Raw genomic sequence first — 23,970 nt, 5'->3', positions numbered from 1 at the left:
CCTTTTTCGTATCCTCCCGGGGATCCTGGTACCTTGCGTACTCAGGTATTTACGGAAGGTGAGCGATGGCGCACGTTGCTCCGACCTCGCACCGGCGGGCCTCCCGGGCCTCGCACCGCGGGCATCGAAGCACTGGTGACGGGTCGATCCAGACGAGCAGCTGGCTGGGGTTGACCTTCGCGTTCGCCGTCGGGTGGGTGCTGACCTGGCAGTCGCATGTCGGTGTTCACGCGGCGGGAGTGACGTTGCTGGTGATGCTCGTGCCGGTCACGATCGGGACGCTGGTGACCGCGTTCCGGCAGGGGTTCGGGTCCTGGAAGGCGGCCCTGCTCGCGACGGCCGGGCTCGCCTTCACACTGCTGAAGTTCTTCCTCTAGCCCGCCACGTCGGCCGTCTCGCGGGCGGTCGGCGTGGGCGGCACGACGAAGCGGTACCCGACGTTGCGGACCGTACCGATCAGGGCCTCGTGCTCCGGGCCGAGCTTCGCGCGCAGCCGCCGTACGTGCACGTCGACCGTACGGGTGCCGCCGAAGTAGTCGTAGCCCCAGACCTCCTGGAGGAGCTGTTCGCGCGTGAACACCCGGCCCGGGTGCTGCGCGAGGAACTTGAACAGCTCGAACTCCTTGTACGTCAGGTCGAGCGCGCGCCCGTTCAGCTTCGCGGTGTACGACGCCTCGTCGATGATCACGTCGCCACTGCGGATCAGGGTCGACTCGGGCTCGTCGTTCCGGGTCGCGGCGAGGCGGCCGATGACGAGCCGCAGCCGGGCCTCGATCTCGGCCGGGCCGGCGGTGTCGAGCAGTACGTCGTCCGCGCCCCAGTCGGCGTTCACCGCGGTCAGTCCGCCCTCGGTGACGACCAGGATCAGCGGTACGTCGATCCCGGTCGTGCGGATCAGCCGCGAGGCGCTCCGGACCGCGACCAGGTCGCGGCGGGCGTCCAGCAGCACCGCGTCGGCGTCCGGGGCGTCCACGAGCGCGGCGACCTCGGCCGGCAGGATCCGGATCTGGTGCGGGAGCAGGGCGAGCGACGGCAGGACCTCGGTGGAGGCCTGCAACGCGTTCGTCAGCAGAAGTAACGTGCTCACGCCGTCTCCTTGTGCTGAACGTGCACGTCAGGCCCCGACGGCGTCGTTGCCTGGGGCCTGAGACACACTGGTTCTTAGCAGCAAGCTGACATAATACCGGAAGACCTACTCGACCAGTGAGGCGCCGATCAGATGCCGGAAGTGACCATCAGGTACTTCGCTGCCGCACGTTCGGCCGCGGGGACGTCGACAGCGACCGCGGACGCGGGCTCGATCCGCGATCTGGTCAGCACCGTGTCGACCGACCGGCCGGAGCTGGCCCGGGTGCTGTCGATCTGTACGTTCCTCCTGGACGGTGAGCGCGCCGAGCCGGGCACGCCGCTGCGCGCGGGCGCACTGGTCGACGCCCTGCCCCCGTTCGCCGGCGGCTGACCGAGCTCTTCGCGGGGTACATTCGTCGCCGTGGCGATGGAGTCGGGGACGCTACTCACTACGGTGGGGCGGGCGGGGGTCCTGTTCGGTAAGGCCTGGCCGCGTCTGCTGGCGGTCTTCCTGGTGGCGCAGCTGGCGCACCGGGGTCTGCAGTGGGTCGCGGTGCAAGCCGGGGCCAAGGCAGAGGCAGCCGGTATCGCCGTACTGGCGCTCCTGGTGGTCGTGTCGCTCGCGATGTACGTGACCATGTTCTTGGTGCTCCGTAGCGAGCTCCCGTTCCACCGGCGGGCTGTGGCCGAGGGCATGCTCGCTCCGGACGGCATGGAAGCCGGTAACGAGCACAAGCCGCTCGACGCGATCGCCGCGGCGTTGTTGCCGTTCCTGGCGTTCTACGCGGCCTACAAGTTCCTCGAGACCGAGGCGCTCAACTACGAGTACCAACTGGCCGTCAAGAAGGTCAACGACGTCGCGGCCACCGTTCTTACCGGCGGTACGGCGCCACAGCAGTCAGAGGGCCTGCAGTCGCTGTCCACCTGGTTGTCCATCGGCCTGGGCGTCACGGCGTACCTGCTCCGTTTCGTGTTCAAGAAGTGGAAGAAGGAGAAGGAAGGCCCGGTACGGAAGCTGTTCGTCACGTACCTCGAGGCGCTGTGGATCTTCGTGGTCGTCTACCAGGCCACGTCCGTGATCCCGCCCCCGATGACGTGGCTGAAGCAGCGCGTCGTCTGGCAGTGGCTGCACGACGGGTACACCTGGGTGCTCGACCACGTACTCGGCGTGAACCAGGTACGCGAGGTGTGGGACTCGGTCACCGGGTTCATCGCGGCCGGCATCGGCGATCTGTGGAGCGCGGCGGTACTCCCGCTGATGTGGATCACGATGACCGCGGTTATCTACGGCCGCGTCGTCCAGAAGCTCGACAAACCGCGCTGGCGGTTCGATCGGCTCACGCACCGCTGGCAGCAGACGCCGCGGATCGTCCGGGTCGCGGGGAACTCGGTGGTCGCGGACTGGAAGGACCGCTGGACCCCGGTGGTGGAGGCGTTCCGGCTGGTCGTCCGCTCGGGCCTGCGGCCGATGCTCGGGTACTTCCTGGCCTGGGCGGTCGTCACGTTCGCCGCGAGCGGCGTGTGGATCGCGCTGAAGCTCTGGGTGCTCGGCCCGCACACGCTGCAGTTCTGGGAGGTCATCGACGAGCCGCTCAGCCTGCTCACCGACGGCTTGAAGATCATGCTGCAGGTCAGCCTGCTCGCCGCGGCGTACGACCGGATGATCGGCGGCCTGGCCGGCTACCTCAGCCAGCGCACCCGTGCGGTCCACGAGCAGCCCGCCGGCGACCACGGGGTCACCGACCTGAGCGCGGCTACTTCGGGAATGCCAAGTACTGAGGAAGTTTCGTAGCCCAGGTGATCATCGGCCGGACGCTACCGGCCACCGACGACGGTACGACGAAGACCGCGACCGTCTCGAACGGCTTCCCTGCTGTGGGTTTGAGGTAGTACTGCGCGGCCGGACCACGCCAGCTCTGCGGCTTGTCGTCCGTACCGCCGGTACAACCGGTCGGACGGTCCTGGTAGTCGTCAGCGACCACGGTCTCGTCCCACGTACGCCCGTCCGGCGCGCGGAGGTGCAGCGTGCAGCCGCCGAGCCCGTCGAGCGCGGAGAGCTTGTCCACCTGCAGCCGGAAGTACACACGGATCCGCGTGGTGTTGGGCGGCAGCTTGTCCTCGAAGCTGTGCCCGCCGTCGACGGGCTGTGGGTCCTGCTCGAGGCTTGCGCCGTACCAGGTGGCGCCGTTGTACGACGTACCGCCTGCCGACACCTCTACGGGCTTGCGGGGCTCCGCGTCGTACCAGGACTTGTAGTCGCTGTGCGTGGTCCACCAGCCGGTGAACGGGATCGCGACGACGAGCGCCGCGAGCGCTGCCGTGTTCTTCCGGAACCAGCCGCGGCGGGCCCGGCGTGCCCCGCTCACGTGTCGCTCGCATTCGTCAGCTTGACGACGTCCTCGACCTTGGGGGTTTCGTTGCCGAGCGGGACCGTGACCTGCGGTTCGAGGTCGTTCAGGATCGACTTCTCCATCACCAGGAACGTTGCCCCAGGCACCTTTTCGGCCGGCATCTCGACCACGAACGAGCCGCGCACCGGGATGTCCGGTGAGAACTCGGCGCCGGTCAGGTCGACCTCGTCGAGGCCGCTGCGGTTCGAACCCAGGTACGTGACGCCGTCCGCGGCCCGGATCTTCACGCCGAAGATGTGCATCGGCTCCCGCGTCGCCACGACGGTCGCGTCGACGACCACGAAGTCGGTCAGGCTGTCGCGGTCCGGCGACGAGTTCGGGATCCGGAGCTTCTTGCCGACCCGGACGTCGTCCACGGTCAGGTCGAACCGCGGCGTCGTCACCACCCGCCCGACGATGCCCTTCACCGGAGTCGGGTCCTGGATGTCCTTCTGCGTCGGCGTCCACCGGTACAGCGCGACGATCGCGACCAGCACGGCGACCGTGAGACCGATGTTCGCCAGCTTGCGGGCCGTCACTTTCGCTTGTCCTTCACCGGGACCGTGCTGTCGGCGACGATCTTGTCCGGCAGCCATTTCTCGTGGTGGTCCAGGATCGACTCGTCCTCGTGCTCGTAGCCCTGCACGGTCAGGTTGATCTCGGCCGGCAGCTTGGTGCCCTTCGGCAGTTGCCAGACGAACGCGACGTCCTCGGTGGCGTCCGGGGTGAGCACCGGGTTCATGGTCGCGTCCCGGAGGTTGGTCGAGCCGATCGGGCCGGCGGTGTCCTTCACCCCGGGCACGCCGATCAGCCGGATCAGGTCCAGCGACGGCGTCGTACCGGTGTCGTCGGTCACCTTCAGCTTGGTCACGACCGCGATCAGTACGCCGCCTGGGTCGGGGGTGAACAGCGGCTTCAGGTCCGCCACGATCACCGCGCGCTCGACGGTCACCTCGAACTGGCCGGCGTCGATCGCCGTACCGGGGTCCACGTGCGGAGTCTCGTCGCCGGCCTTCTTCAGCCCGCCGAACGCCGCGGAGATCGCCAGCAGCACGACGCCCGCGCTGAGCGTCCAGGTGCGGAGCGACCGCCCCCGCACCTTCAGGTCCTTGAGTTCCGGAAGTTCCTCCGGTTCCTCCCCGCTCCCCGTTTCCTGCACAGCGGAAAGCCTAACCAGCAAGAGGGGCGGTTCAGCTGTCCGGGCGGCCCCGGAGCCGCTTGGTCTCGCCGCGGCGCTTCTTGTCGTCGAGCCGGCGCCGTACCGACGCCTTGCTCGGTTTGGTCGGCCGCCGCTTCCTGGGCGGTGGTGCGATCGCCTCCCGCAGCAGTACCGCCAGCCGCTCCCGTGCGGCCTCCCGGTTCCGCCACTGCGACTTGTACTCCGAGGCCGCGATCGTCACTACTCCGTCCACCAGCCGCGACTGCAGCCGCTCCAGCGCGCGCGTCTTCAGTACGTCGCTCAACGCCGTCGTACCGGCCACGTCGAAACTCAGCTCCACGCGGCTGTCCGTGGTGTTCACGGACTGCCCGCCCGGCCCGCCGGACCGGGAGAACCGCCACATCAGCTCGGCCTCCGGAACCACCACCCCGGATCGCACGGTCACTCCACTCTCCACAGGTCCATTAGACCGGAGCACAATCGCCAGATGGATGCCTGCGTCTTCTGCGGCCTCATCTCCGCCGACTCGGCCCGCTGGATCGCCAAGGAGAGCGCCGCCGTGGCCTTCCTCCCGCTGCCGGGTGAGGAGATCGCGCCAGGGCACACGCTCGTCGTGCCGCGGCGTCACACCACGGCCGGTGTCCTGGACGTAGCGCCGCTCGACCTGGCCCAGGTGATGGACCTTGCGCAGCGGATCGCGCAGAAGATGGTGGCGAAGCTGGGAGCGGCCGGGGTCTGTCTACTGAACGCCAGCGGGCCCGGCTCCGGGCGCAGCGTGGACCACCTGCATCTGCACGTGGTCCCGCGCTACCCGGGCGACAGCGACGACACCCTCCCGTGGCCGGCGGGCCGGTCGCGTCATCGGCTCGCGGTCGACCCGCAGGTCGTTCTCAGTACGTGAAACGGGCGGTTGAATCCTGAACGGAGCGTCGTACCGTGGGTAACTGTGAGTCTTGGACTGTGGGTACTGGCCGGCGCAGTGGTCGCCGGTGTGGTGCTCAGTGTGCTCAAGGCCTGGGTCGACGGACGCTTTCGCGGGAAGAGCGAGGACGACGTGGAGCGGGTGACGGCCGCGGAGGTCGGTGGCGAGCTCGGTGAACGGGCGACGTTGCTGCAGTTCTCGTCGGCGTTCTGCGCGCCCTGCCGGGCCACCCGGCGGACACTGGCCGAGGTCGAGGGCATGGTCGACGGCGTACGGCACGTCGAGCTCGACGCCGAGTCCCATCTCGAGCTGGTACGGCGGCTGGACATCCTGCGGACGCCGACGACGCTGATCCTGGACGGCACCGGTGCGGTCGTGAAGCGGGCCAGTGGAGCACCCCGGAAGCCGGACGTGATCGCCGCGCTGGCCGTCGCGATCGAGCGTCAGCCGAGCTGACTCCGTCCGGTACGTGCCACCGGATGGCGCACGCCCCTCGGCGTAGGCGAGACTCTCCCGGTGAGCTCTCAAGCAGCAGGTTGGTACGACGACCCCGAGGACCCCTCCCAGCAGCGTTACTGGGACGGCAACGCCTGGACGGATCATCGTCGCCCGCAGCAGGGAACACGCCCGGCTGACATGCCTCGGTACGGTCAGCCTGTCCAGCACGGCCAGGTGTTCGGCGGCCAGCCGCCGGTGCAGCCACAGCCACAGAGCGAACCGCGGTACGGCCAGCGGCTCCCGCAGTACCAGCAGCCGCAGCACGCCCAGTACGGTCAGTACGGCCAGCAGCAGCACCCGGGCCAACAGCAGTACGGCCAGTACCCGCAATACCCGAACCAGGGCCACCCACAGGGCTACGGGTATGCGGGTCACGGGGCGAAGGCTGCTCCGGACGGGCAGCCGCTGTCCGGCTGGTGGCGGCGGGTGGCCGCGAAGATCATCGACAACATCATCGTGGGGATTGTCAGCCTGCCCCTGACCGGCTACTTCTACTACCAGTACTCCCAGGTCCTGATGGACTACCTGCACAACGCTGTGCGCGACGCGGAGGCCGGTACGAGGACGACGCCGATGGTGGGTCTGCCGCCGGAGTTCTACAAATGGCTGATCCCCGGCGCGTTGCTCGGGATGCTCGTCGCGTTCGTCTACGAGTACCTGTTCCTCACGAAGAAGGGCGCGACGCCGGGCAAGATGGCGCTCGGAATCGCGGTCCGGCACATCCCGGTGCCCGGTCAGTACGCGGGTGGACCGCCGCCCGGGAGCGCCGTCGCCAAGCGGTACGGGTTCCAGGTCGGGCTGAGTGTGCTCGGAGTGATCCCGGTGGTCGGGACGTTCGCCAGTTTCGCCGCGCTGTTCGACTACCTCTGGCCGCTGTGGGACAGCAAGCACCAGGCGCTGCACGACAAGGTCGCGGACACCTACGTCGTCCGCGTCTGACCACCATGTGATCAGTTGTCTCAAATCATGGGACCAGGGCGGATGGGCCCGCCCGGATTCCGTAGTCTCGTTGCGTGGTTTACACGACATGGCTGACCAAGCGCAGGGCAGTGGACAACTGCCGGGTGCGCTCGTCGCTGTGTCGACGCCGCTGACCAGGCGGCGTCCCGAGCGCTGCGGAACCGGTCGCTGAGCACGGTTCCGCGTACGTCGTCTCCCGCACACTCGGGCGGGTTCCGGCTCGACAACCTCCTTCACCGGGAGTCGTCATGTCCGAACAACAGGTGGCGAAGCAGGTCGATCCACGTGGTCTGCGGTTCGCGGCCGCCATCACCACGGTGGTCCTGGCGCTGACGCTCGTGCTGAACAGCGCCTGGCCGCTCGCGGTGCAGGCCGTGGTGTTCGCGATCTCGGTCGCGTTCGGCGTCCAGGCCTCGCCGTACGGCTGGCTGTTCAAGCGGCTGGTGCGGCCCCGGCTGGGCAAGCCGAAGGAACTGGAGGACGCGGCCCCGCCGCGGTTCGCCCAGCTGGTCGGTCTGGTCTTCGCGGTCGCAGGTCTGGCCGGTTACCTGACCGGTGCGACCGTGCTGGGAGTTGTCGCGACCGGATTCGCCCTGGTCGCCGCGTTCGTGAACGCGGCCGTCGGGCTCTGCCTCGGCTGCGAGGCCTATCTACTGATCCACCGCATTCGTACGCCATCCACCGCTACCAACTGAGAGGCAGCACCACATGAGCAGGGAATCCGCGCTCGTCTCGGCCGACTGGGTCGAGGAGCACAAGAACGACGACGGCGTTGTCCTGATCGAGGTCGACGAAGACGTCTCGGCGTACGACGCCGGCCACATCGCCGGTGCGATCAAGCTGGACTGGAAGGACGACCTGCAGGACGCGGTCCGCCGCGACTTCGTCAACCAGGAGCAGTTCAGCGCGCTGCTGTCGGAGCGGGGCGTGAAGAACGAGGACACCGTCGTGCTGTACGGCGGCAACAACAACTGGTTCGCGGCGTACGCGTACTGGTACTTCAAGCTCTACGGCCACGGTGACGTCCGGCTGCTCGACGGCGGCCGCAAGCGTTGGGAGCTCGACAGCCGCGAGCTGACCGACGAGGTCGTCAAGCGCGACGCCACCGAGTACGCCGCGAAGGCCCCGAACCTCGACATCCGTGCGTTCCGCGACGAGGTCAACGAGGCCATCGGCGTGAAGAACCTGGTGGACGTACGGAGCCCGGACGAGTACGCCGGCCGGCTGCTCGCCCCGGCGCACCTCCCGCAGGAGCAGGCGCAGCGCGCGGGCCACATCCCGACCGCGGCGAACATCCCGTGGAGCAAGGCGGCCAACGACGACGGCACCTTCCGCGCCGACGACGAGCTCAAGCAGCTCTACGCCGACGCCGGGGTGGACTTCGGCAAGGACACGATCGCGTACTGCCGGATCGGCGAGCGCTCGGCGCACACCTGGTTCGTGCTGCACGAGATCCTCGGCCAGGAGAACGTGAAGAACTACGACGGTTCCTGGACCGAGTGGGGTTCGCTGGTCGGCGTACCCGTTGCCCTCGGCGACGAGCCCGGAAAGGCGTGACACATGTGCGGAGCTAAGCAGGGCGGCCTCGACCTCAAGGGCGTCGACGTCGACAAGGAAGCGGTCATCCAGGGCCAGGTGCTGCGCGGCGAGGAGCCGGTCGGCGGCGCCTACGTACGGCTGCTGGACAGCACCGGCGAGTTCACCGCCGAGGTCCCGACCTCGGCGACCGGGCACTTCCGGTTCTTCGCGGCGCCGGGCAGCTGGACGCTGCGCACGCTGGCCCCGAAGGCGCAGCCGGTCGACCGCCAGGTCGTGGCGCAGTACGGCGAGGTTGCGGAAGTGGCCGTCACCGTCTGACGAGTCGTTCGTTACACAAGGTGCCGCCGACAGCAGCAGGCGGCCCACCCTGAAGTAAGCACCGAGGGGCCCGGACCTTGCGCGTCCGGGCCCTTTGGCATGTCCGGAAACGCCTTGCGGGACAGGATTTCCGGACATCGCACCGGAGTTACGGGGCAACGGCTGAATCTCGCCGGGGCAAGCTGCAATGTAACGGTTTGATCTCGGAGCGCGGTCGGCTCGTCACCTAACGCAGTCGGCCGAGTTGTGTCTGTGTCCTGACCCGCAGTTCGGGTCACGTCATCACTCAGGGAGGAGGGGTCAATGCGACCCCGCATCGGATACAAGAAGCTCGCTGCCGTCGGCGCTGCGGCGGTTGTCGGCGTGGCTTCTACGATTGCGCTGACGTCTGGTTCCGCGTCCGCCTCGCCGGTCTTCGGCTACAGCGGTTACTCGTACGGCACCGACGTCGAATCCGGGCTGGCGAACAGTGGCCCGCAGGTGATCAGCAAGTTCGGTTGCACCACGGACGCCACCAAGCACGACAAGAACGACCTGGCCACGGCGAACGTGAACCAGCAGGCCATCGCACGCTCGGTGAAGACCGACACGCACGCGTTCAACAACGCGAGCGGCACCGGTGTCACCAGCACCGCGACGGCGGCCGACGTCAAGGTCGGGAACCTGCTGACGCTGACCGGCGTGAAGACCACCACCACGTCGAAGTACTCGAAGGGCACGCTGTCCTACACCGGCAGCACCACCTTCGCGGGCGTGCGGATCGGCGCGATCGCGGTGCCGTCGCTGCTGAACCCGAAGCCCAACACCAAGATCGCCGTCCCGGGTCTCGGTTACATCGTGCTGAACCGTGTCGGCGGCGTGAAGACCGCTTCCGGCATCTACTCGTACGCGCAGGCGGTCGTGCTGCACGCGACGGTGAAGAACCAGTACATCCCGCAGGGCGTCGACGTCGCGGTGCTGAAGACCCGCGCGGAGATCTCGAAGCCGGCCACCGCGCTGGTCATCGGTGACGCCTACGGCACCAAGGCCACGGCCGACAAGCTGGTCGTCTCCGACGCCACCTCGCTCCAGACCACCTGCCAGGGCACGCAGGGCAAGACGGTCCGGGTCGCGGTCGGCGAGCTGAACATCCCGAAGGTCGCCTACGTCGGTGGCGTGTACACCACCAAGAACGGCGCCATCGGCACGGACAAGTCCTACATCAACTTCACCTCGCACGTCGCGGGCGTGAAGGTGGGCAGCCTGTCCATCGGCGCGATCGAGTCCTCCGCGTCGGCGTGGAAGACGAAGGACAACAAGGCGGGCGTGAGCTCCTCCTCGACCATCGCTTCGATCAGTGTCGGCGGCAAGACCTACGCCGTCCCGACCGGCGAGAACAAGACCCTGGACATCCCGGGCATCGCTCGCCTGACCTTCAACCAGGTCATGCGGCAGAAGCGCTACATCTCGGTGAACGCGCTGGTCATCGACGTCTACAGCCTGAACACCAAGGTTGTCGTCGGCCACTCGGCCGCCGGCGTCGTCAGCTGATCACAGCCGACACCATCTGAAACACGTCTGAGTCGAACCTCACCGACCCAGAGCACCGGCCCCCGGATCCCTGACGGATCCGGGGGCCGGTGCCGTTATGCGTCGAGGATCAGAGTCACCGGGCCGTCGTTGACGAGGGCAACGGCCATGTCAGCACCGAAGATCCCACGTTCCACCTTGGCGCCGAGGTCCTGCAGCGCTGTGCAGAAGGCGTCGTACAGCGGCTCCGAGACGGGACCCGGCGCCGCGGCGCTCCAGGACGGGCGCCGTCCCTTCCGGGTGTCTGCATACAGCGTGAACTGGCTGATCGCGAGGATCGGCGCCTGCTCGTCCGCGGCCGAGCGTTCGCCCTCGAGGATGCGCAGGGTCCAGATCTTCGCGGCCAGCGCGGCCGCCTTCTCGACGGTGTCGTCATGGGTGACGCCGAGCAGGATCACCAGCCCGGGTCCGTCGATCGCCCCGACCACCTCACCGTCCACGGTGACCGACGCCTGACTGACTCGCTGTACTACGGCTCTCATGGGGACATCTTCTCGTGCAGGAGATCGTCCGGTCATCGGACCCGTAGGCAGGCAAATATCCGTTTCAGAACCCGATCTGGCAGGATTCGTCCATGGCGTCGACTCTGATCACTGTTGCTCCCACCGGTGCCGAGACCGCGAAGGCGGACTGCCCGGCGTTGCCGACCACGCTCGACGAGCTGGTCGAGACCGCCAAGCGCTGCGAGGCCGCCGGCGCGGCGATGATCCACATCCACATCCGTGACGGCGAGCACAGGCCGACCCTGGATCTCGGCCGGCTGACCGAGACGGTCGCCGCCGTCCGCTCCAGCACCGCGCTCATCGTGCAACTCTCGACCGGCGGTGCTGTCACCGATCCGTACGAGAACCGGCTCCGGGTGCTCGACGCCGCGCCCGACTCCTGCTCGTTGACCATGGGTACGGTCAACTTCGGCGACGACGTGTTCATGAACCCGTGGCCGTTCGTGACGCAGCTCTTCCAGCTGACGCAGGAGCGCGAGGTCGTTCCGGAGTTCGAGCTGTTCGACCTCGGTCATGTCGCTGCGCTGCACCGGCTGCTCGACAAGTACGGCCTGCCGTACGGCGGACGCGTGCACTGCGACCTCGTGATGGGCGTACCCGGCGGCATGCCCGGTACGGCGGACGCGCTTGTTGCAGCGGTCAACGCTCTGCCCGACGCGGTGACGTCCTGGTCCGCCACGGGCATCGGCCGTACGTCGCTGACGGTCGCACTGGCTGCCTTGTCGAAGGGCGGCAACCTCCGGGTCGGCATGGAGGACACGCTGACGTTGGCGAAGGGCGTACCGGTCACGCACAACGCCGAGCTCGTCGAGCGGGCCGCCGCGCTTGCGACGCTGGCTCAGCGCCCGCCGATGTCCCCGGACGAGGCCCGTACCCTGCTGAACGTGAAGTAGCCGACGGCACCGACCAGCACGATCGTTGCCTCCAGCAATAACCAGTCCCGCAGGTAGTCGCGCGGCAGCACCGTCGGATTGACGCCGGTGCCCTGCCGCCACAGCAACGGCAACGCAATCAGGCTGGTCACTCCGGCTGCGACCAGTGTCGCGCGCACCACACCGACCGTCCGATGCGCACCCGGCCGGTGTGACCACCGTGCCACCACCCACCCGACCCCGATGGTCAGCGGCGCCAGCACGAAGTCGTCCACCACCACCGCCCCACCCAGCCACAACGGCAGCCGCACCAACCCGTGTAGATCGACTGACCGCAACAACTCCCAACCACCCCACGAGGCCATCAGCACACCGACGACCACCAGAGAGATTCGAATCCTCACGCGATGACCTCCAGCCGGTGAACCCACTTGGTCTGCAGAACCCCCGGGCGGTTGGGCGCGATGATCCGCGCCGGAAACCCGTGGTCGAGCGCGAGCTCGGACCCGTTCAGCCGAAGCGCGAGCAGCGTCAGCGGATCCGAAGCGAACTCCTCCGGCAACTCACTGGTCGCATAGAACCCGCCTTTCTCCATCGACACCACCCGCACCCGCGACCCGGCCGGCGCTCCACACAGCGAGAGCAGATCCCGCATCCGTACGCCCTCCCACCGAGCCCCCTGACTCCACCCCTCGACACAGGCGATCGGCAACGCCGACCGGCTCTGCGGCAGCGCCCGCAGTTCGTCGAGCGTGTAGGACAGTTGCCGGGGGCCCATGATCGTGAAGCGCCAGTCCGCGTCGATCCCGGTGACGCCGGCCGCTTCGGCCGTACGGTTCACCGGCAGTCCCTGCGGGCCGATCCCCGGTTTCCGCGGCGCCAGTACGGCAACGGATCCGAGCGGTGTCACCGATTGCCCGGCCGTCGTGACGCCGACGAGCGCGGCCGCGCCGGCGACGGTACGGAACAGGCCGCGCCGGGTCAGGCCGGTGACCTCGGGCGGGAGCGATTCCGGTACGGGTTCGCGCGCACGACGCCAGTTGGCCCGGATCAGCGGGAGCTTGACGGCGAGGTGGACCAGCAGCGCGCCGACGATGATCCACGCGAGCGCGTGGTGCGTCTGCCGGAACGGGAACGGCCACGGGTACCACTGCAGGGTGTTGACGAAGCCGATGAAGAGTTCGAGCGCCATCGACGAGACCAGCACGAGGATCGACAGTCGCTCGATCAACTGGCCGACGGCCTTCAGGTTCGGCTTCGCGAAGAGCTTCGGGTAGACGGTCCAGAGCTTGGCGAGCAGCAGCGGTACGGCGACGGTCCCGCTGATCACGTGCAGGCCCTGGGTGACGCGGTACAGGTTCGCCGGACGGCTCGGGACGGGCAGCCAGCTCGGGGTGTCCTGCAGGAAGTGGCTGTAGAGACCGGTCAGGAAACAGACGACCACGGTGGTGCCGAGCCACCGTCCGAGCACCGTCGCGACCCGCGGATGGTGCAACGGCGACCGGAACGTAGGTGGTGCCGGAAGCTTCATGCTTCCACTACAACTCAGCTGCGGGCGTGTGAACGGCGTGCGGCGATTACTGCTCGCGAACGGTGGCTGCGGAACCAGTTATCCACAGGTCTGCGTCTGTACCGGGGCGGGTGGTACCGATCGGGGCATACTCTGAGCAAACTTGACGAAGGGAGAGTGGCGGCGTGAAGACGCAGGAGCGGCCGTCCGACGACGACGAGCGCGCGATGGCGGACCTGGCCGAGGTCGCCGACTGGCGACGGCTCTGGGGTCCGCCGGCGACCGGCACGGACGCGATCCGCGCCCTGGTCGACCGCGTCACCGCTGCCACCGGCTGGCGCCCGTGGGCGCCTGGCAACATCGACCCGGACCGGTACACCTGGGGTCTGGTCACGCCGCGGGAGACCGTGATGCTGGTGCTGCCGGACGCCGTGCTCCCGGAGAGCCCGCGATCGGGCTGGTCGGCGTACGAGATCGGCCCGTCCGAGCGTCCGCAGGCCGAGGAAGGTCTCGACGACCACTGGCCCGAGCAGCTCGAGCTCGCCCGCCGGTTCTGGGGACCGCCGGTGTACGTCGGTCCCGGTGACGACGTGCGGATCCCGCCCGAGTGGCGCGGCCGCCGCCGGCACCTGGCGGTCTGGCTCCGGCCGGGCGCCGAGTTCCATCTGTACGCATCCCAGCCCGGCGCCGACGACAACACCGCCGGCTTCGGGTATTCCGTCTATGCCAGCGAGGTGGCCTGATGTCGATGCAAACCGGCGACCACCATGTCGACGAGGTCGTCCAGAGCACTTCGACGGCGCTCCAGCGGGTGCTGAGCCTCGCGCGCGGGCTGGTGCACCGGTTCCGGCAGCGGCTCAACCGTCAGCAGCGCATGCGGATGATGATGGAGCACTATGCCAGGCAGGGCCAGTGGGACCCGAACGTCTTCGCCCAGCGTCAGCAGCAGACCGGGCCGGAACGCACCCAGGACGCCGAGCTGGCCGCCCGGCTGGCCGAGCAGCGCGACGCGCTGCAGGCTGACGTCAACGCCAGGGACGCGCGGATCCAGAGCCTCCAGCAGCAGGCCGACGACCGCCAGCGCCAGAACGACCAGAACCTGAACAACGACCGGGATCGGGACGGGATCGACGACCGGGTCCAGAACCGGACGGACCTCGACCGGGACGGCATCGACGACAACGTCGAAGAATCCGAGCGGACCGCGGAGGACCTCGAGAACGACCACGACCGGGACGGGAACGGCAAGGACGACGCCGCCGAGCACCGGCAGCAGCAACAGGCCGAGGCGGACGCGCAGCGCAAGGAGCAGCAGGACAAGGAACGTCAGGCCCAGGAGAACGGTGAGCCCGGCGTCGACACAGGCACCGCAGTCGGCGCCGCAGCCGGTGCGGCGGTCGTCGCCGAAGCCGCCGACGAAGAGCTGGACAGGCAGAACGAGGCAGGCGACGCCGACAACCAGCAACAAACCGCGGCCGCCAACGAGCAGCAGGCCGAGGCGGCGAACGAGCAGCAGTCCGAGGCGGCCAACCAGCAGCAGTCTGAGGCCGCGAACGAGCAGCAGGCCGAGGTTGCCAACGAGCAGGGTGTTGACGCCGCCACGACGAACGACGCCGAGCGGGGTCAGGCCGCCGACCCGGCGATCAACCCGGACCAGCAAGCCGAGGTGGAGAACGCGGGGGTGGAGCCTTCGCAGGCGGCGGACAGCCAACTGGAGGCGGAGTCGGCTGAGCGGGGGGTCGCGGCGGAGGCCGGGCAGCAGCAGGACGGTCAGTCGCCGCAGCAGGGCGGGAACGTCATCGCGGTCGGGCAGGGCGGGCTCGACAACGGCCAGCAGAACGTCGTCGACTGGGACACCGAGCGCGACGGCAACCACATCGACGCCAGCAACTCCGACCCGAACACGGTGTACCGGGTACCGGAGGGGCAGAGCGTCAGCGTCAGCTATCAGTCGGGCGCTGACCAAGACAGCCCCGGCATGGACATGCAGAGCGCCGGCCGAGACGCCGCGGGCTCGGACCGCGAAGCGATCAATATCGGCGACATCTCCGGCGACAACCGGACGTTCGTGGTCAATCAGGACGGCGTCCACGCCGGCGTTCGGGACGGCGACAGGTTGGTTGCAGACACGGATCAGCCGGGTCAGCGGATCCAGGGGCAGCAGCCGGAACAGACGGCCGACCAGCCCGCGTTCCCAACGGCCGGCGACGCAGCAGAGGCCAACCGGGCCGAGCAGCAGAGCATGGAGCAAGGCGAGCAGGGCGGGCCGGGCGGGCAGGATGCGCAGCGGGCCGAGCAGGTCGCGGCTCGGGACGCGCAGGAGAAGCCGGTGCTCGACGAACTGCGCGCGGGTAACGCCGAAAATCGAGCCAAGAACCCTCCAGGCCGGGCGCAGACCGAGATGTCCGACGCCGAGATCGGTCAGCAACAGCACCAGGTGAACGCGGGCCGACCGTCGGCCTCGGAAGCACCCGGGTACGACGGAGGCGAGCTCGCGAACAGCGGAGCGTCGGCCGGCGAACGTGACTTCGCGGACCGCAGCCGCAACCAAGGCTCCCGCGGCCCCGAACGCGGCAACGACGGCGCCGAGCGAGGCAGGTAACCAACAGCAGCCCGCCCGCCCCCGGCACCGATCGCCGGTCCCGGCGGCGGCTGCTGGTCCGGGTGGTGGCTGCTCTGGTGGTGCCGGGGTGGGGGTTGGGGGATTGGGCCGGCGGGGTGCTGGGCTGTGGGGTCAGTAGACGATTGCCTGGGCGGTGGGGGTGAGGATTTCTTCGGTGAAGGTGGGGGCGCCGGCTATGCGGGTGCCGGGGCGGAGGTCGGGCTCGGTGAGGTTGCGGCGTTTGGCGCATTGGGTGCAGACCGTCAGCTGGCCGCCTTCGAGGACCGCGGTGAGTAGGTCGGCGAGCGGTGCCGCGTGGGGCAGTTCGAAGGACTCGGCCCGGCCCGGTACGGCGAACCACACCGCGTCGCCGGTCAACCAGAGGGAGACCGGTGCGCCGGCGGCGATCGCGGACGCCGCGACGGTGAAGGCCTGGTTGGCGCGCTCGGGTTCGTCGGCGCCTGCGGTCAGTTTGATCACCAGCGTGCGGGACATGCGGTCAAGGTAGCCGGTCGTGCAGTGCGGGATGTCACGCGGTGGATGCCGGAAGGGGCGGTGGGGATCCTCTAGACTGGCGAGCGTGTTGCATGTCGTCTTCACCACGTTGCTGGTTCTGGTCTGTGTGTTCATGGGCTGGTTCTCGGCGTTCGTCGTCTACCGGCTGTACCGCGGCCGCAACGCGGGCTGAGTGATCCGATGGCGTTCGAGATCCCGCAGGACCTGCACCCGGACCTGGTGCCGCTCGCGTGGTTGCTGGGGCGCTGGGAGGGCCGCGGGCACGGTGACTACCCGACGATCGAGAAGTTCGAGTTCGGGCAGCAGATCGACTTCACCCACAACGGCAAGCCGTACCTGCACTACGTCAGCCAGACGTTCGTGGTCGGCGAGGACGGCACCAAGGAGCGCCCGCTCGCGGTCGAGACCGGCTTCTGGCGGCCGCAGCCGGACAACAAGCTCGAGGTGATCCTGGCGCACCCGACCGGGATCGCCGAGATCTGGTACGGCGACATCGACGGCGCGAAGATCGAGCTCCAGACCGATGTCGTCGCGCGGACCACCTCCGCGAAGGAGGTCACCGCCGGCCACCGGCTGTACGGCCTGGTCAACGGCGAGCTCCTCTGGGCGTACGACATGGCCGCCCAGGGCCAGTCGCTCCAGCCCCACCTCTGGGCAACGCTGGTCCGCTCCTAACCCCTCTCGGGCCGACCCAGCGTCGACCTTGTGAACAGGAAGTGGGGCCTCCGCACAGGCAATAACCTGTGCAACGGCACCGGATGGTGTTCACACTCCCGCTGGTGGGCGAGTTGTCTTCTAGCTCTCGGCTACCCAGGAGTACTCGACCTTCGGGCGGCCGCTGCGGCCGTCGTAGCGCTGGGTGCGCAAGGCCTGTCCTTGGTCGGCGAGGTGTTCGAGGTAGCGCCGGGCGGTGATCCGGGACGTGCCGAGCGAGGTCGCGACCTCTTCCGCGGTCCAGCCCTCCCGGTTCGCGAGCAACTGGACGACGCGATCCAGTACGCCGCCCGCGAGCCCCTTCGGCACCGATGAGACGGTTGCCGGATGCAACAACCGGTCGACCTCGTCCTGGTCCGCGACGACCTCCCCGAGCGAGGCGGCCCGCCGTTGCCGTGCGTAGGCCGTCAGCCGGTCCCGCAACGTCTCGAACGCGAACGGTTTCAGCACGTACTGCACCACGCCGATCCGCGCCGCCGCTTGTACCGCCGCGACCTCGCGCGCGGACGTCACCGCGACCACGTCCGTTTGGTTGCCGAGAGCACGCATCCGCCGGACGACGTCGAGCCCGTGCCCGTCGGGCAGGTGCATGTCGAGCAGCACCAGGTCGAGGTCGCCGCGGGCGAGTACCTGCAGCGCGCGTCCTGCCGTACCCGCGACGCCGACGCAGGTGAAGCCGGGCAGCCGGTCGACGTACGTACGGTGGGCCTCCGCGGCGACCGGGTCGTCCTCGACGACCAGTACGCGCAGGTCAGGCACTCGCGCCCACCGCCCGCGGCAGCCGTACGCGCACCGAGAGCGCGGGGACCTCGTCCAGTTCGGAATCGGGATCGACCATGAGCGAACCCTGCCATCGTTCGACCGTACTGCGCACCAGTACGAGCCCGAGTCCGTGTCCCGGCTCGGCCTTCGTCGTCCAGCCGCGCTCGAACATGTGCGCCAGTTCGACCGACCCGAGTTCGGCGCCGGTGTTCGTCACCACCAGGTCCACCGCGTCGGCGGTCGTGGCCGCGCGGAGCTCCACCTTGCGCGGCGCCGGTCCGCCGCGCGCGGCCTCGATCGCGTTGTCCAGCAGGTTTCCGACCACGGTCACCACGTCCTGCGCGGGCAGCCGGGTGTTCAGCGTCTCGTGCCCCAGGTCGAGGGTCAGCACGACGCCACGCTCCTGGGCTTGCGACAACTTTGCCAACAGCAACGATGCGAGCACCGGGTCGCCGACGGTGCCGACGACGCGGTCCGTCATCGCCTGCGCGAACTGCAGTTCCGACACCGCGAACTCCCGGGCCCGTTCCGGCTTGCCGATCTCGATCAGGCTGACCACGGTGTGCAGCCGGTTCGAGGCCTCATGATTCTGTGCCTGCAGCGATTCCGCCAGACTCCGTACGGCGTCCAGTTCGCCGAGCAGCCGCTGCAACTGGGTGTGGTCCCGCAGGGTGACGATCCGCCCGCGCCCGGACGGCTGCTGGTTCACGACGACGACGCCCTGCGCGCCGAGGTGCAGTTCGTCGTACGCCGTCCGCCCGGTCGCGAGCAGTTCGGCCAGCGGTGCGCCGAGGTGCAGCTCCTCCAACGGCGTACCAGGTGTGACGACGCGAAGCCCGAGCAGCGTGAGCGCCTCGTCGTTCGCGAGCTGTACGCGGCCGTCGAGGTCGAGCAGGATCAGGCCTTCGCGGGCGGCATGCAGGACGCCTTCGTAGAAGTCGAGCATCCGCGCCAGCGACTGCGTACCCATCCCGCGGGTGGCGCGCCGGACCCGCCAGGTGACGAGCGCGTTGCCGGCGATCGCGACGCCCAGCATCAGGCTGGCGATCCCCAGCATCGAGCGAAGGTCGAGCCGGGCCAGCTCCCACCAGCCGGGCGCGGGGATGCCGCTGGCGCTCTGGTCCCGCAACGCCTGGGCGCGGGAGCGACTGATCATCACCAGCCAGACCATCGCGATGAGTACTGTGACCGTGACGGTCTGCAACCAGAGGACCTGGCGGCGCAACTCCCACGGCCGACGTTTCATGCGGATCAGTTTGCCCCCAACTGTGCCTAGCGAACGATATGAACGAAATGCGCGCTTCTCCTGTGCGTCACGTCACAGTTACCCACAACCCCTCCGCCAGGCCGATACAGGAGTCCCACCATGTCGAGCCCGACCGAACCCCGCCCGACCCCGGTCCGCAACGACCGGACCCATTTCCTCTACATCGCCGTCATCGTCGCCGTACTGCTCGGCATCGGTGTCGGGTTCCTGTTCCCGGATTTCGCGGTCGAGCTGAAACCGCTCGGCACCGGCTTCGTGAACCTGATCAAGATGCTGATCAGCCCGATCATCTTCTGCACGCTGGTACTCGGCATCGGCTCCGTCCGGCAGGCCGCCAGCGTCGGCAAGGTCGGCGGTCTCGCGCTCGTCTACTTCCTGGTGATGTCGACGGTCGCGCTGGCCATCGGTCTGGTGGTCGGCAACATCGTCCAGCCCGGTTCCGGGCTCGACCTGACCGACAAGCTGCGCAAGGCGGGCCAGGCCCAGGCGGCCGGCGCGCACACCAGTACGACCGACTTCATCCTCGGCATCATCCCGAAGTCGCTGCTGTCGTCGCTGACCGAAGGACAGGTGCTGCAGACCGTACTGGTCGCGCTGCTCGTGGGCTTCGCGCTGCAGGCGATGGGCTCCAAGGGCCAGCCGGTGCTGGTCGGCATCGGTCACATCCAGCGGCTGGTGTTCAAGATCCTGTCGATGATCATGTGGACGGCGCCGATCGGTGCGTTCGGTGCGATCGCGGCGGTCGTCGGTGCGGCCGGCTCGACCGCCCTGGTCAGCCTGCTGAAGATCATGCTCGCGTTCTACATCACGTGCCTGCTGTTCGTGGTCGTCGTGCTGGGCACGATCCTGCGGGTCGTCACCGGGCTGTCGATCTTCCAGTTGCTGCGCTACCTCGGTCGCGAGTTCCTGCTGATCGTGTCGAGCTCGTCGTCGGAGACGGCGCTGCCGCGGTTGATCGGGAAGATGGAACATCTCGGCGTCGACAAGTCCGTCGTCGGTATCACCGTGCCGACCGGGTACTCGTTCAACCTGGACGGCACCGCGATCTACCTGACGATGGCGTCGTTGTTCATCGCGGAGGCGATGGACCAGCCGTTCTCGATCGGGCAGCAGATCTCGCTGCTGCTGTTCATGATCGTCGCGTCGAAGGGTGCTGCCGGTGTCACCGGTGCGGGCCTGGCCACGCTGGCCGGCGGGTTGCAGTCGCACCGGCCCGAGCTGGTCGACGGCGTCGGCCTGATCGTCGGCATCGACCGGTTCATGTCCGAGGCGCGGGCGCTGACGAACTTCGCCGGCAACGCGGTCGCGACGCTCCTGGTCGGCCACTGGGTCGGCGAGTTCGACAAGGAGCAGGCCAAGCAGGTCTTCGCCGGCAACGACCCGTTCGACGAGGTCGCCTTCGCCGCCGGCGACACGCACGGCGGCGAGGCCCCGGCCCCCGTCGCGGCCCGCACGGCCGACGCATAGACCATCTGTCCCACCCCTCAGGCACTGCCCGCCGGAGCCACAGCCCGGCGGGCAGTGCTGTGTGCGGACCTCCAGGCCATCCCAATCGCCGCTCGGGCGACGCTCTGGGCGGGGATCGCCGCGCAGGTTCACATTGTGATGGCCTGGACGTCCGCTACTTCCCGTTCAGCAGCTCGACGACTGGGGCCAGGTCCTCGAGGTACGTCGAGTTGACCGAGATGTACGACGCGCCGAACTCGTCCCGGCGGCGCTGCAGCTCGTCGGCCATCTCCGTCGGCGTACCGCGCAGCATCATCAGCGAGTCGCTCGCCTCGAGCACCTCGGGGTCGACGCCGGCCGCCTGCTTCGTCCACGGCGGCAGCTCCCGCGTACCGGCCGCGAACAGGTTCATCGCGAGCTCGATCTCGTCGGCCCGCGAGCCGGCCAGCTCGCGCAGGTCCCGGACCAGCTGAACGACCTCGGCGCGCGGCGTCATCGCGTCCTTCGCCAGCGAGACGATGTCCGCCCGCGCCGCCGCGAGTGCAAGCGCTCGCGGACCACCGGCGGCCAGCATGACCGGCGTACGGCGCTCACCGTCGAGCTCCCGCAACAGGTCCAGAGTCTGCCGGACCTGGTCGCGACGCTCCTTCGCCGAACCCCACGGCAGCCCGAGCTCCGCGGTCTGCTGCTCCGCGACCGGCCGCCCGGTACCGATCCCGAACTCGAACCGCCCGTCGGTCAGTACGGTCAGCGTGTGCGCCTCCCACGCGGCCGCTCGCGGCGTACGCAGCGGGGCCGCCGCGACGAACGTACCGACCCGGATGTCCGCGACCGCGGCCGCCATCGCCAGCGACGGGAACGGCGACGGCAGCTGCAGCCCGTCCGGCATCAGCACGGTCGAGTACCCGAGGTCGGCGGCCCGGCGCACGGTCTTGGTCCACTCGTCACCGGTCCGCGGGCTGCCCACCACGCCGAACCGGAATCGCCTGTTGCTCATCGCTCTGCTCCCTCCGAAGTTGTCCTTCCAGACTGGTCGTAGCAGGGGTCTGTCCACATCCCACGGTGGGAGTCCTTCGGTGTACGCCGAACGACGTACTCTGGTGACATGTCACGCAACCGCAGCCCCCTGCTGGACCGGCCCGGCGCGGTCGAGGCCGACGGACTCGACGCCGGTGTCGCCGCGCACTACGGCTCGGACCTGCGCGAACAGCGCGCACTGGTCGCCGGCGCGGCGTTCGTCGACCTGTCGCACCGCGACGTGGTCACGATCACCGGACCGGACCGGCTGACGTGGTTGCACGCGTTGACCACGCAGTACTTCGAGGGGCTCAAGCCGGGTACATCGACCACCGCGCTGCTGTTGTCGCCGACCGGTCACGTGGAGCACGTGATGTACGGCGTGGACGATGGGGAGACGTTCTGGTTGCACACCGAGCCTGGTGCGGCGGCCGCGCTCGTCGAATGGCTGCAGAAGATGGTGTTCATGTCGCGTGTCGAGATTGCGGATGTCAGCGACGAGTACGCGATCATCTGGCGGCCTGGGACTGCGGATGAGAAGTACCTGAGTCGGAGTGGTGCGGATTCGCTGGGTGGGCACGAGGTGTTTCTGCCGCGGGGCGAGTTGGCGAACCTCGAGGGGCCGGCGGCGGGGGTTTGGGCGTACGAGGCGCTGCGGATCGAGGCGGGGCAGCCGCGGTTCGGGCTGGACACCGACGAGCGGGCGATCCCGAACGAGCTGGGCTGGCTCGGCGTCGGCGTACACCTGAACAAGGGCTGCTACCGCGGTCAGGAAACCGTCGCGCGGGTGCACAACCTCGGGCGGCCGCCGCGGCGGCTGGTACTGCTGCACCTGGACGGTTCGGTGGATCGCCTGCCCGTGCACGGTGATGCCGTGCAGGCGGGGGAGAAGCAGGTGGGGTTCATCGGTTCGGCCGCTCGGCACCACGAGTTGGGGCCGATCGCGCTTGCGGTGGTGAAGCGCAGCGTCGACCCCGCAGCCGCGCTGGAGATCGTGGCCGCGGATCAGCCGACCGTGACGGCGACCCAGGAAGTCCTGGTCGACCCCGAGGTCGGCCTGCACGTCCGCTCGCGCTTGTAGGAATCAGACCGGCGAGCGCAGCCTGCGGCCAATGGCGGGGAGCGACGCCTTGCTGGCCAGGCCGAGGGTGCCGAGGAACTGTTCGAGGCTGAAGGCGGCCATCCCGAGCGCGACCGGATTGCCGGGCACCTGCGAGGCCTCGACCGTGAGGTCGGGCAGCGAGCCTGGCAGGACGTGGTCCGGGAGTTCGGACCGGACGGCCGGGATCAGCCACTCGCTCAACGCCGCCGTCGTCCAGCCGGTGAGGGTGATCTGCGAGATGTTCAACAGGTTCACCAGATCACCCAGCGCCGCGGCCAGGTAGTGCGACGTACGGCGGGCGAGCTCGGACAGCGCACTGTCGCCGTGGGACAGCCCCTCGGCGACCGCGGCGACGAACCCGGGCTGCTGTGCCTCCCGGAGCGCCGCATGATCCGGGTCGATCTCGGCGAGCGTTGTCTGCAGGCCGCAGACGCCCAGGTACGCCTCGACGCAGCCGCGCCGGCCGCACCGGCACAGCCGGCCGTCGAGCTGCAGCAGGGTGTGGCCCCACTCGCCCGCGTTGTTTGTCTCGCCGCGCAGCAACGCCCGGTCGATCACGATGCCGGCGCCGACGCCGGTGCCGAGGTTGACCACAGCCATGCTCTTCGCGGTCCGGCCGACGCCGAACCACAGCTCCGACAGTGCAATGGCCTTCAGCGGGTTGTCGACGTACACCGGCAGGCCGAGTTGTTCGGCGAGCAGGGCCTCGATCGTGACGTCGTGCCAGTCCCAGTTCGGCGCGAACACCGAGACGCCGGCGTCCGGCCGGACCTGCCCGGGCATGCTCACGCCGACGCCGGTGATCTGCTTCCGGACGATGCCGCCGTCGGCGGTCGCCGCGTCGATCGCGCGGACGATGCCGTCGACGACGTACGTCTGGCCGTTCTGGTGCTCGTCGAGCATCACCTGGCTCTGGCCGAGCGGCTGCAACGTCACGTCGTACACGGTCGCGTCGACGTACGTCTCGGCGACGTCGATGCCGAGGATCCGGCCCCGGCCCGGATCGATCGTGAGTCGCTCGTACGGGCGGCCGACGGTGTTCTGTTCGACGGTCGCGATCCGCAGCACACCCTCGGACAGGAACTGCGTGACGAGGGTGGCGACGGTGGCCGGACTGAGCCCGGTGTGCCTGGCGATCTCCTGCCGGGTCGAGGGCCCCAGGGTGAACAGCGCGTGCAGCACCTCGAACCGGCTTTCGTTGCGCAGGTCGCGAGATGTCTGCCGCGGCACGGTTCT

Annotated in this window: 29 protein-coding genes; 16 read left to right on the top strand and 13 right to left on the bottom strand. The window is 68.9% G+C overall.

Going from position 1 to position 23,970, the window contains the following annotated elements; translation table 11 throughout:
- Positions 1-65 precede the first annotated feature (65 nt).
- On the top strand, positions 66-377 hold the full coding sequence (locus tag ACFYRU_RS38610; protein ID WP_387668679.1) for a hypothetical protein: 312 nt from the start codon (positions 66-68) through the stop codon (positions 375-377).
- Here ACFYRU_RS38610 and ACFYRU_RS38605 read toward each other — a convergent pair.
- Positions 374-1,087, bottom strand: a complete 714-nt coding sequence (locus tag ACFYRU_RS38605; protein WP_387668677.1) for a winged helix-turn-helix domain-containing protein — start codon at positions 1,085-1,087, stop codon at positions 374-376. The two genes, ACFYRU_RS38610 and ACFYRU_RS38605, sit on opposite strands and share 4 nt — an antisense overlap.
- Before the next feature lie 132 nt (positions 1,088-1,219).
- On the opposite strand from ACFYRU_RS38605, the gene ACFYRU_RS38600 reads away from it, so the two are divergent.
- Complete coding sequence (locus ACFYRU_RS38600; RefSeq protein ID WP_387668674.1) at positions 1,220-1,459, top strand: MoaD/ThiS family protein; 240 nt, start codon at positions 1,220-1,222, stop codon at positions 1,457-1,459.
- Positions 1,460-1,495: 36 nt separating this feature from the next.
- Entirely contained in the window at positions 1,496-2,860 is a 1,365-nt protein-coding gene (locus ACFYRU_RS38595; protein WP_387668908.1) for a hypothetical protein, read from the top strand.
- Here the strand turns inward: ACFYRU_RS38595 and ACFYRU_RS38590 are convergent.
- The 4 genes from ACFYRU_RS38590 to arfB are packed head-to-tail and all read right to left on the bottom strand — an operon-like array spanning position 2,823 to position 5,062.
- Positions 2,823-3,434 carry a hypothetical protein gene (locus ACFYRU_RS38590; protein ID WP_387668671.1) on the bottom strand — a complete coding sequence of 204 codons (612 nt, stop codon included), beginning with the start codon at positions 3,432-3,434 and terminating at the stop codon, positions 2,823-2,825. The two genes, ACFYRU_RS38595 and ACFYRU_RS38590, sit on opposite strands and share 38 nt — an antisense overlap.
- The gene (locus ACFYRU_RS38585; protein ID WP_387668669.1) at positions 3,431-3,997 is read right to left on the bottom strand and encodes a hypothetical protein; all 567 of its coding nucleotides are present in this window, start codon (positions 3,995-3,997) and stop codon (positions 3,431-3,433) included. Before ACFYRU_RS38585 ends, ACFYRU_RS38590 begins: the two co-directional genes overlap by 4 nt.
- A complete protein-coding gene (locus tag ACFYRU_RS38580) occupies positions 3,994-4,617 on the bottom strand; it encodes a hypothetical protein (RefSeq protein ID WP_387668667.1) in 624 nt (207 codons plus the stop codon). The genes ACFYRU_RS38585 and ACFYRU_RS38580 overlap by 4 nt, the downstream gene beginning before the upstream one ends.
- 31 nt (positions 4,618-4,648) lie before the next feature.
- Positions 4,649-5,062, bottom strand: a complete 414-nt coding sequence (arfB, locus tag ACFYRU_RS38575) for an alternative ribosome rescue aminoacyl-tRNA hydrolase ArfB (RefSeq protein ID WP_387668665.1) — start codon at positions 5,060-5,062, stop codon at positions 4,649-4,651.
- A gap of 42 nt (positions 5,063-5,104) precedes the next feature.
- Between arfB and ACFYRU_RS38570 the strand changes: the two genes are divergently transcribed.
- The 7 genes from ACFYRU_RS38570 to ACFYRU_RS38540 all read left to right on the top strand — a co-directional run bounded on the left by ACFYRU_RS38570 (position 5,105) and on the right by ACFYRU_RS38540 (position 10,384).
- A complete protein-coding gene (locus ACFYRU_RS38570) occupies positions 5,105-5,518 on the top strand; it encodes an HIT family protein (RefSeq protein ID WP_387668663.1) in 414 nt (137 codons plus the stop codon).
- Positions 5,519-5,563: 45 nt separating this feature from the next.
- Positions 5,564-5,995: a thioredoxin family protein gene (locus ACFYRU_RS38565; RefSeq protein WP_387668662.1), complete on the top strand. Its 432-nt coding sequence runs from the start codon at positions 5,564-5,566 to the stop codon at positions 5,993-5,995.
- A gap of 60 nt (positions 5,996-6,055) precedes the next feature.
- Complete coding sequence (locus tag ACFYRU_RS38560; protein WP_387668660.1) at positions 6,056-6,976, top strand: RDD family protein; 921 nt, start codon at positions 6,056-6,058, stop codon at positions 6,974-6,976.
- 269 nt (positions 6,977-7,245) lie between these two features.
- The gene (locus tag ACFYRU_RS38555) at positions 7,246-7,692 is read left to right on the top strand and encodes a DUF4395 domain-containing protein (protein ID WP_387668658.1); all 447 of its coding nucleotides are present in this window, start codon (positions 7,246-7,248) and stop codon (positions 7,690-7,692) included.
- A gap of 13 nt (positions 7,693-7,705) precedes the next feature.
- A complete protein-coding gene (locus ACFYRU_RS38550) occupies positions 7,706-8,554 on the top strand; it encodes a sulfurtransferase (RefSeq protein WP_387668656.1) in 849 nt (282 codons plus the stop codon).
- A gap of 3 nt (positions 8,555-8,557) precedes the next feature.
- Positions 8,558-8,854, top strand: a complete 297-nt coding sequence (locus ACFYRU_RS38545; RefSeq protein ID WP_209697529.1) for a DUF1416 domain-containing protein — start codon at positions 8,558-8,560, stop codon at positions 8,852-8,854.
- Positions 8,855-9,157: 303 nt separating this feature from the next.
- Positions 9,158-10,384 (top strand): choice-of-anchor P family protein, encoded by a 1,227-nt coding sequence (locus ACFYRU_RS38540; RefSeq protein ID WP_387668654.1) that lies wholly within the window; start codon positions 9,158-9,160, stop codon positions 10,382-10,384.
- A gap of 95 nt (positions 10,385-10,479) precedes the next feature.
- Here ACFYRU_RS38540 and dtd read toward each other — a convergent pair whose 3' ends face one another.
- Entirely contained in the window at positions 10,480-10,905 is a 426-nt protein-coding gene (gene dtd, locus ACFYRU_RS38535; RefSeq protein ID WP_387668652.1) for a D-aminoacyl-tRNA deacylase, read from the bottom strand.
- Positions 10,906-10,997: 92 nt separating this feature from the next.
- Here dtd and ACFYRU_RS38530 point away from each other — a divergent pair, with 92 nt between their 5' ends.
- Positions 10,998-11,819 (top strand): 3-keto-5-aminohexanoate cleavage protein, encoded by an 822-nt coding sequence (locus tag ACFYRU_RS38530; RefSeq protein WP_387668649.1) that lies wholly within the window; start codon positions 10,998-11,000, stop codon positions 11,817-11,819.
- Here ACFYRU_RS38530 and ACFYRU_RS38525 read toward each other — a convergent pair.
- Entirely contained in the window at positions 11,765-12,202 is a 438-nt protein-coding gene (locus tag ACFYRU_RS38525) for a hypothetical protein (protein ID WP_387668647.1), read from the bottom strand. The two genes, ACFYRU_RS38530 and ACFYRU_RS38525, sit on opposite strands and share 55 nt — an antisense overlap.
- Complete coding sequence (locus tag ACFYRU_RS38520) at positions 12,199-13,329, bottom strand: molybdopterin-dependent oxidoreductase (RefSeq protein WP_387668645.1); 1,131 nt, start codon at positions 13,327-13,329, stop codon at positions 12,199-12,201. Before ACFYRU_RS38520 ends, ACFYRU_RS38525 begins: the two co-directional genes overlap by 4 nt.
- Before the next feature lie 164 nt (positions 13,330-13,493).
- On the opposite strand from ACFYRU_RS38520, the gene ACFYRU_RS38515 reads away from it, so the two are divergent.
- Both ACFYRU_RS38515 and ACFYRU_RS38510 read left to right on the top strand, forming a co-directional pair.
- Positions 13,494-14,051 carry a hypothetical protein gene (locus ACFYRU_RS38515; protein ID WP_387668643.1) on the top strand — a complete coding sequence of 186 codons (558 nt, stop codon included), beginning with the start codon at positions 13,494-13,496 and terminating at the stop codon, positions 14,049-14,051.
- Positions 14,051-15,910 (top strand): hypothetical protein, encoded by a 1,860-nt coding sequence (locus tag ACFYRU_RS38510; protein WP_387668641.1) that lies wholly within the window; start codon positions 14,051-14,053, stop codon positions 15,908-15,910. The genes ACFYRU_RS38515 and ACFYRU_RS38510 overlap by 1 nt, the downstream gene beginning before the upstream one ends.
- Before the next feature lie 132 nt (positions 15,911-16,042).
- Here the strand turns inward: ACFYRU_RS38510 and ACFYRU_RS38505 are convergent, their stop codons facing one another.
- Positions 16,043-16,405 carry a DsrE family protein gene (locus tag ACFYRU_RS38505; protein ID WP_387668638.1) on the bottom strand — a complete coding sequence of 121 codons (363 nt, stop codon included), beginning with the start codon at positions 16,403-16,405 and terminating at the stop codon, positions 16,043-16,045.
- 201 nt (positions 16,406-16,606) lie between these two features.
- Between ACFYRU_RS38505 and ACFYRU_RS38500 the strand changes: the two genes are divergently transcribed.
- Positions 16,607-17,101 (top strand): FABP family protein, encoded by a 495-nt coding sequence (locus ACFYRU_RS38500; RefSeq protein ID WP_387668635.1) that lies wholly within the window; start codon positions 16,607-16,609, stop codon positions 17,099-17,101.
- A gap of 120 nt (positions 17,102-17,221) precedes the next feature.
- Here the strand turns inward: ACFYRU_RS38500 and ACFYRU_RS38495 are convergent, their stop codons facing one another.
- Both ACFYRU_RS38495 and ACFYRU_RS38490 read right to left on the bottom strand, forming a co-directional pair.
- The gene (locus ACFYRU_RS38495; RefSeq protein WP_387668632.1) at positions 17,222-17,899 is read right to left on the bottom strand and encodes a response regulator; all 678 of its coding nucleotides are present in this window, start codon (positions 17,897-17,899) and stop codon (positions 17,222-17,224) included.
- Positions 17,892-19,148 (bottom strand): sensor histidine kinase, encoded by a 1,257-nt coding sequence (locus ACFYRU_RS38490; protein ID WP_387668629.1) that lies wholly within the window; start codon positions 19,146-19,148, stop codon positions 17,892-17,894. Before ACFYRU_RS38490 ends, ACFYRU_RS38495 begins: the two co-directional genes overlap by 8 nt.
- A 120-nt stretch (positions 19,149-19,268) precedes the next feature.
- Here ACFYRU_RS38490 and ACFYRU_RS38485 point away from each other — a divergent pair, with 120 nt between their 5' ends.
- Complete coding sequence (locus tag ACFYRU_RS38485; protein WP_387668627.1) at positions 19,269-20,636, top strand: cation:dicarboxylate symporter family transporter; 1,368 nt, start codon at positions 19,269-19,271, stop codon at positions 20,634-20,636.
- Between the two features lie 154 nt (positions 20,637-20,790).
- Here the strand turns inward: ACFYRU_RS38485 and ACFYRU_RS38480 are convergent, their stop codons facing one another.
- Positions 20,791-21,612, bottom strand: coding sequence for an LLM class flavin-dependent oxidoreductase (locus tag ACFYRU_RS38480; protein WP_387668624.1), 822 nt, complete (start codon positions 21,610-21,612; stop codon positions 20,791-20,793).
- Positions 21,613-21,720: 108 nt separating this feature from the next.
- Here ACFYRU_RS38480 and ACFYRU_RS38475 point away from each other — a divergent pair, with 108 nt between their 5' ends.
- A complete protein-coding gene (locus ACFYRU_RS38475) occupies positions 21,721-22,713 on the top strand; it encodes a YgfZ/GcvT domain-containing protein (RefSeq protein WP_387668621.1) in 993 nt (330 codons plus the stop codon).
- A gap of 3 nt (positions 22,714-22,716) precedes the next feature.
- On the opposite strand, the gene ACFYRU_RS38470 is transcribed toward ACFYRU_RS38475, so the two are convergent.
- Positions 22,717-23,964: an ROK family protein gene (locus ACFYRU_RS38470; protein ID WP_387668618.1), complete on the bottom strand. Its 1,248-nt coding sequence runs from the start codon at positions 23,962-23,964 to the stop codon at positions 22,717-22,719.
- Positions 23,965-23,970: the final 6 nt, after the last annotated feature.

Source organism: Kribbella sp. NPDC004536 (genome assembly GCF_042873835.1).
GTDB lineage: Bacteria > Actinomycetota > Actinomycetes > Propionibacteriales > Kribbellaceae > Kribbella.
The sequence above is the reverse complement of the archived record's forward strand: the minus strand, read 5'-3'. Positions and strand labels throughout refer to the sequence as shown.

Excerpts from the sequence above, each read along its gene's own strand:
- ACFYRU_RS38475 (WP_387668621.1), top strand. The coding sequence starts at position 21,721 with ATGTCACGCAACCGCAGCCCCCTGCTGGACCGGCCCGGCGCGGTCGAG.
- ACFYRU_RS38600 (WP_387668674.1), top strand. The coding sequence starts at position 1,220 with ATGCCGGAAGTGACCATCAGGTACTTCGCTGCCGCACGTTCGGCCGCG.
- ACFYRU_RS38510 (WP_387668641.1), top strand. The coding sequence starts at position 14,051 with ATGTCGATGCAAACCGGCGACCACCATGTCGACGAGGTCGTCCAGAGC.
- ACFYRU_RS38480 (WP_387668624.1), bottom strand. The coding sequence starts at position 21,612 with ATGAGCAACAGGCGATTCCGGTTCGGCGTGGTGGGCAGCCCGCGGACC.
- ACFYRU_RS38500 (WP_387668635.1), top strand. The coding sequence starts at position 16,607 with ATGGCGTTCGAGATCCCGCAGGACCTGCACCCGGACCTGGTGCCGCTC.
- ACFYRU_RS38530 (WP_387668649.1), top strand. The coding sequence starts at position 10,998 with ATGGCGTCGACTCTGATCACTGTTGCTCCCACCGGTGCCGAGACCGCG.
- ACFYRU_RS38540 (WP_387668654.1), top strand. The coding sequence starts at position 9,158 with ATGCGACCCCGCATCGGATACAAGAAGCTCGCTGCCGTCGGCGCTGCG.
- dtd (WP_387668652.1), bottom strand. The coding sequence starts at position 10,905 with ATGAGAGCCGTAGTACAGCGAGTCAGTCAGGCGTCGGTCACCGTGGAC.
- ACFYRU_RS38595 (WP_387668908.1), top strand. The coding sequence starts at position 1,496 with ATGGAGTCGGGGACGCTACTCACTACGGTGGGGCGGGCGGGGGTCCTG.
- ACFYRU_RS38505 (WP_387668638.1), bottom strand. The coding sequence starts at position 16,405 with ATGTCCCGCACGCTGGTGATCAAACTGACCGCAGGCGCCGACGAACCC.
- ACFYRU_RS38520 (WP_387668645.1), bottom strand. The coding sequence starts at position 13,329 with ATGAAGCTTCCGGCACCACCTACGTTCCGGTCGCCGTTGCACCATCCG.
- ACFYRU_RS38550 (WP_387668656.1), top strand. The coding sequence starts at position 7,706 with ATGAGCAGGGAATCCGCGCTCGTCTCGGCCGACTGGGTCGAGGAGCAC.
- ACFYRU_RS38610 (WP_387668679.1), top strand. The coding sequence starts at position 66 with ATGGCGCACGTTGCTCCGACCTCGCACCGGCGGGCCTCCCGGGCCTCG.
- ACFYRU_RS38545 (WP_209697529.1), top strand. The coding sequence starts at position 8,558 with ATGTGCGGAGCTAAGCAGGGCGGCCTCGACCTCAAGGGCGTCGACGTC.
- ACFYRU_RS38570 (WP_387668663.1), top strand. The coding sequence starts at position 5,105 with ATGGATGCCTGCGTCTTCTGCGGCCTCATCTCCGCCGACTCGGCCCGC.
- ACFYRU_RS38490 (WP_387668629.1), bottom strand. The coding sequence starts at position 19,148 with ATGAAACGTCGGCCGTGGGAGTTGCGCCGCCAGGTCCTCTGGTTGCAG.
- ACFYRU_RS38555 (WP_387668658.1), top strand. The coding sequence starts at position 7,246 with ATGTCCGAACAACAGGTGGCGAAGCAGGTCGATCCACGTGGTCTGCGG.
- ACFYRU_RS38485 (WP_387668627.1), top strand. The coding sequence starts at position 19,269 with ATGTCGAGCCCGACCGAACCCCGCCCGACCCCGGTCCGCAACGACCGG.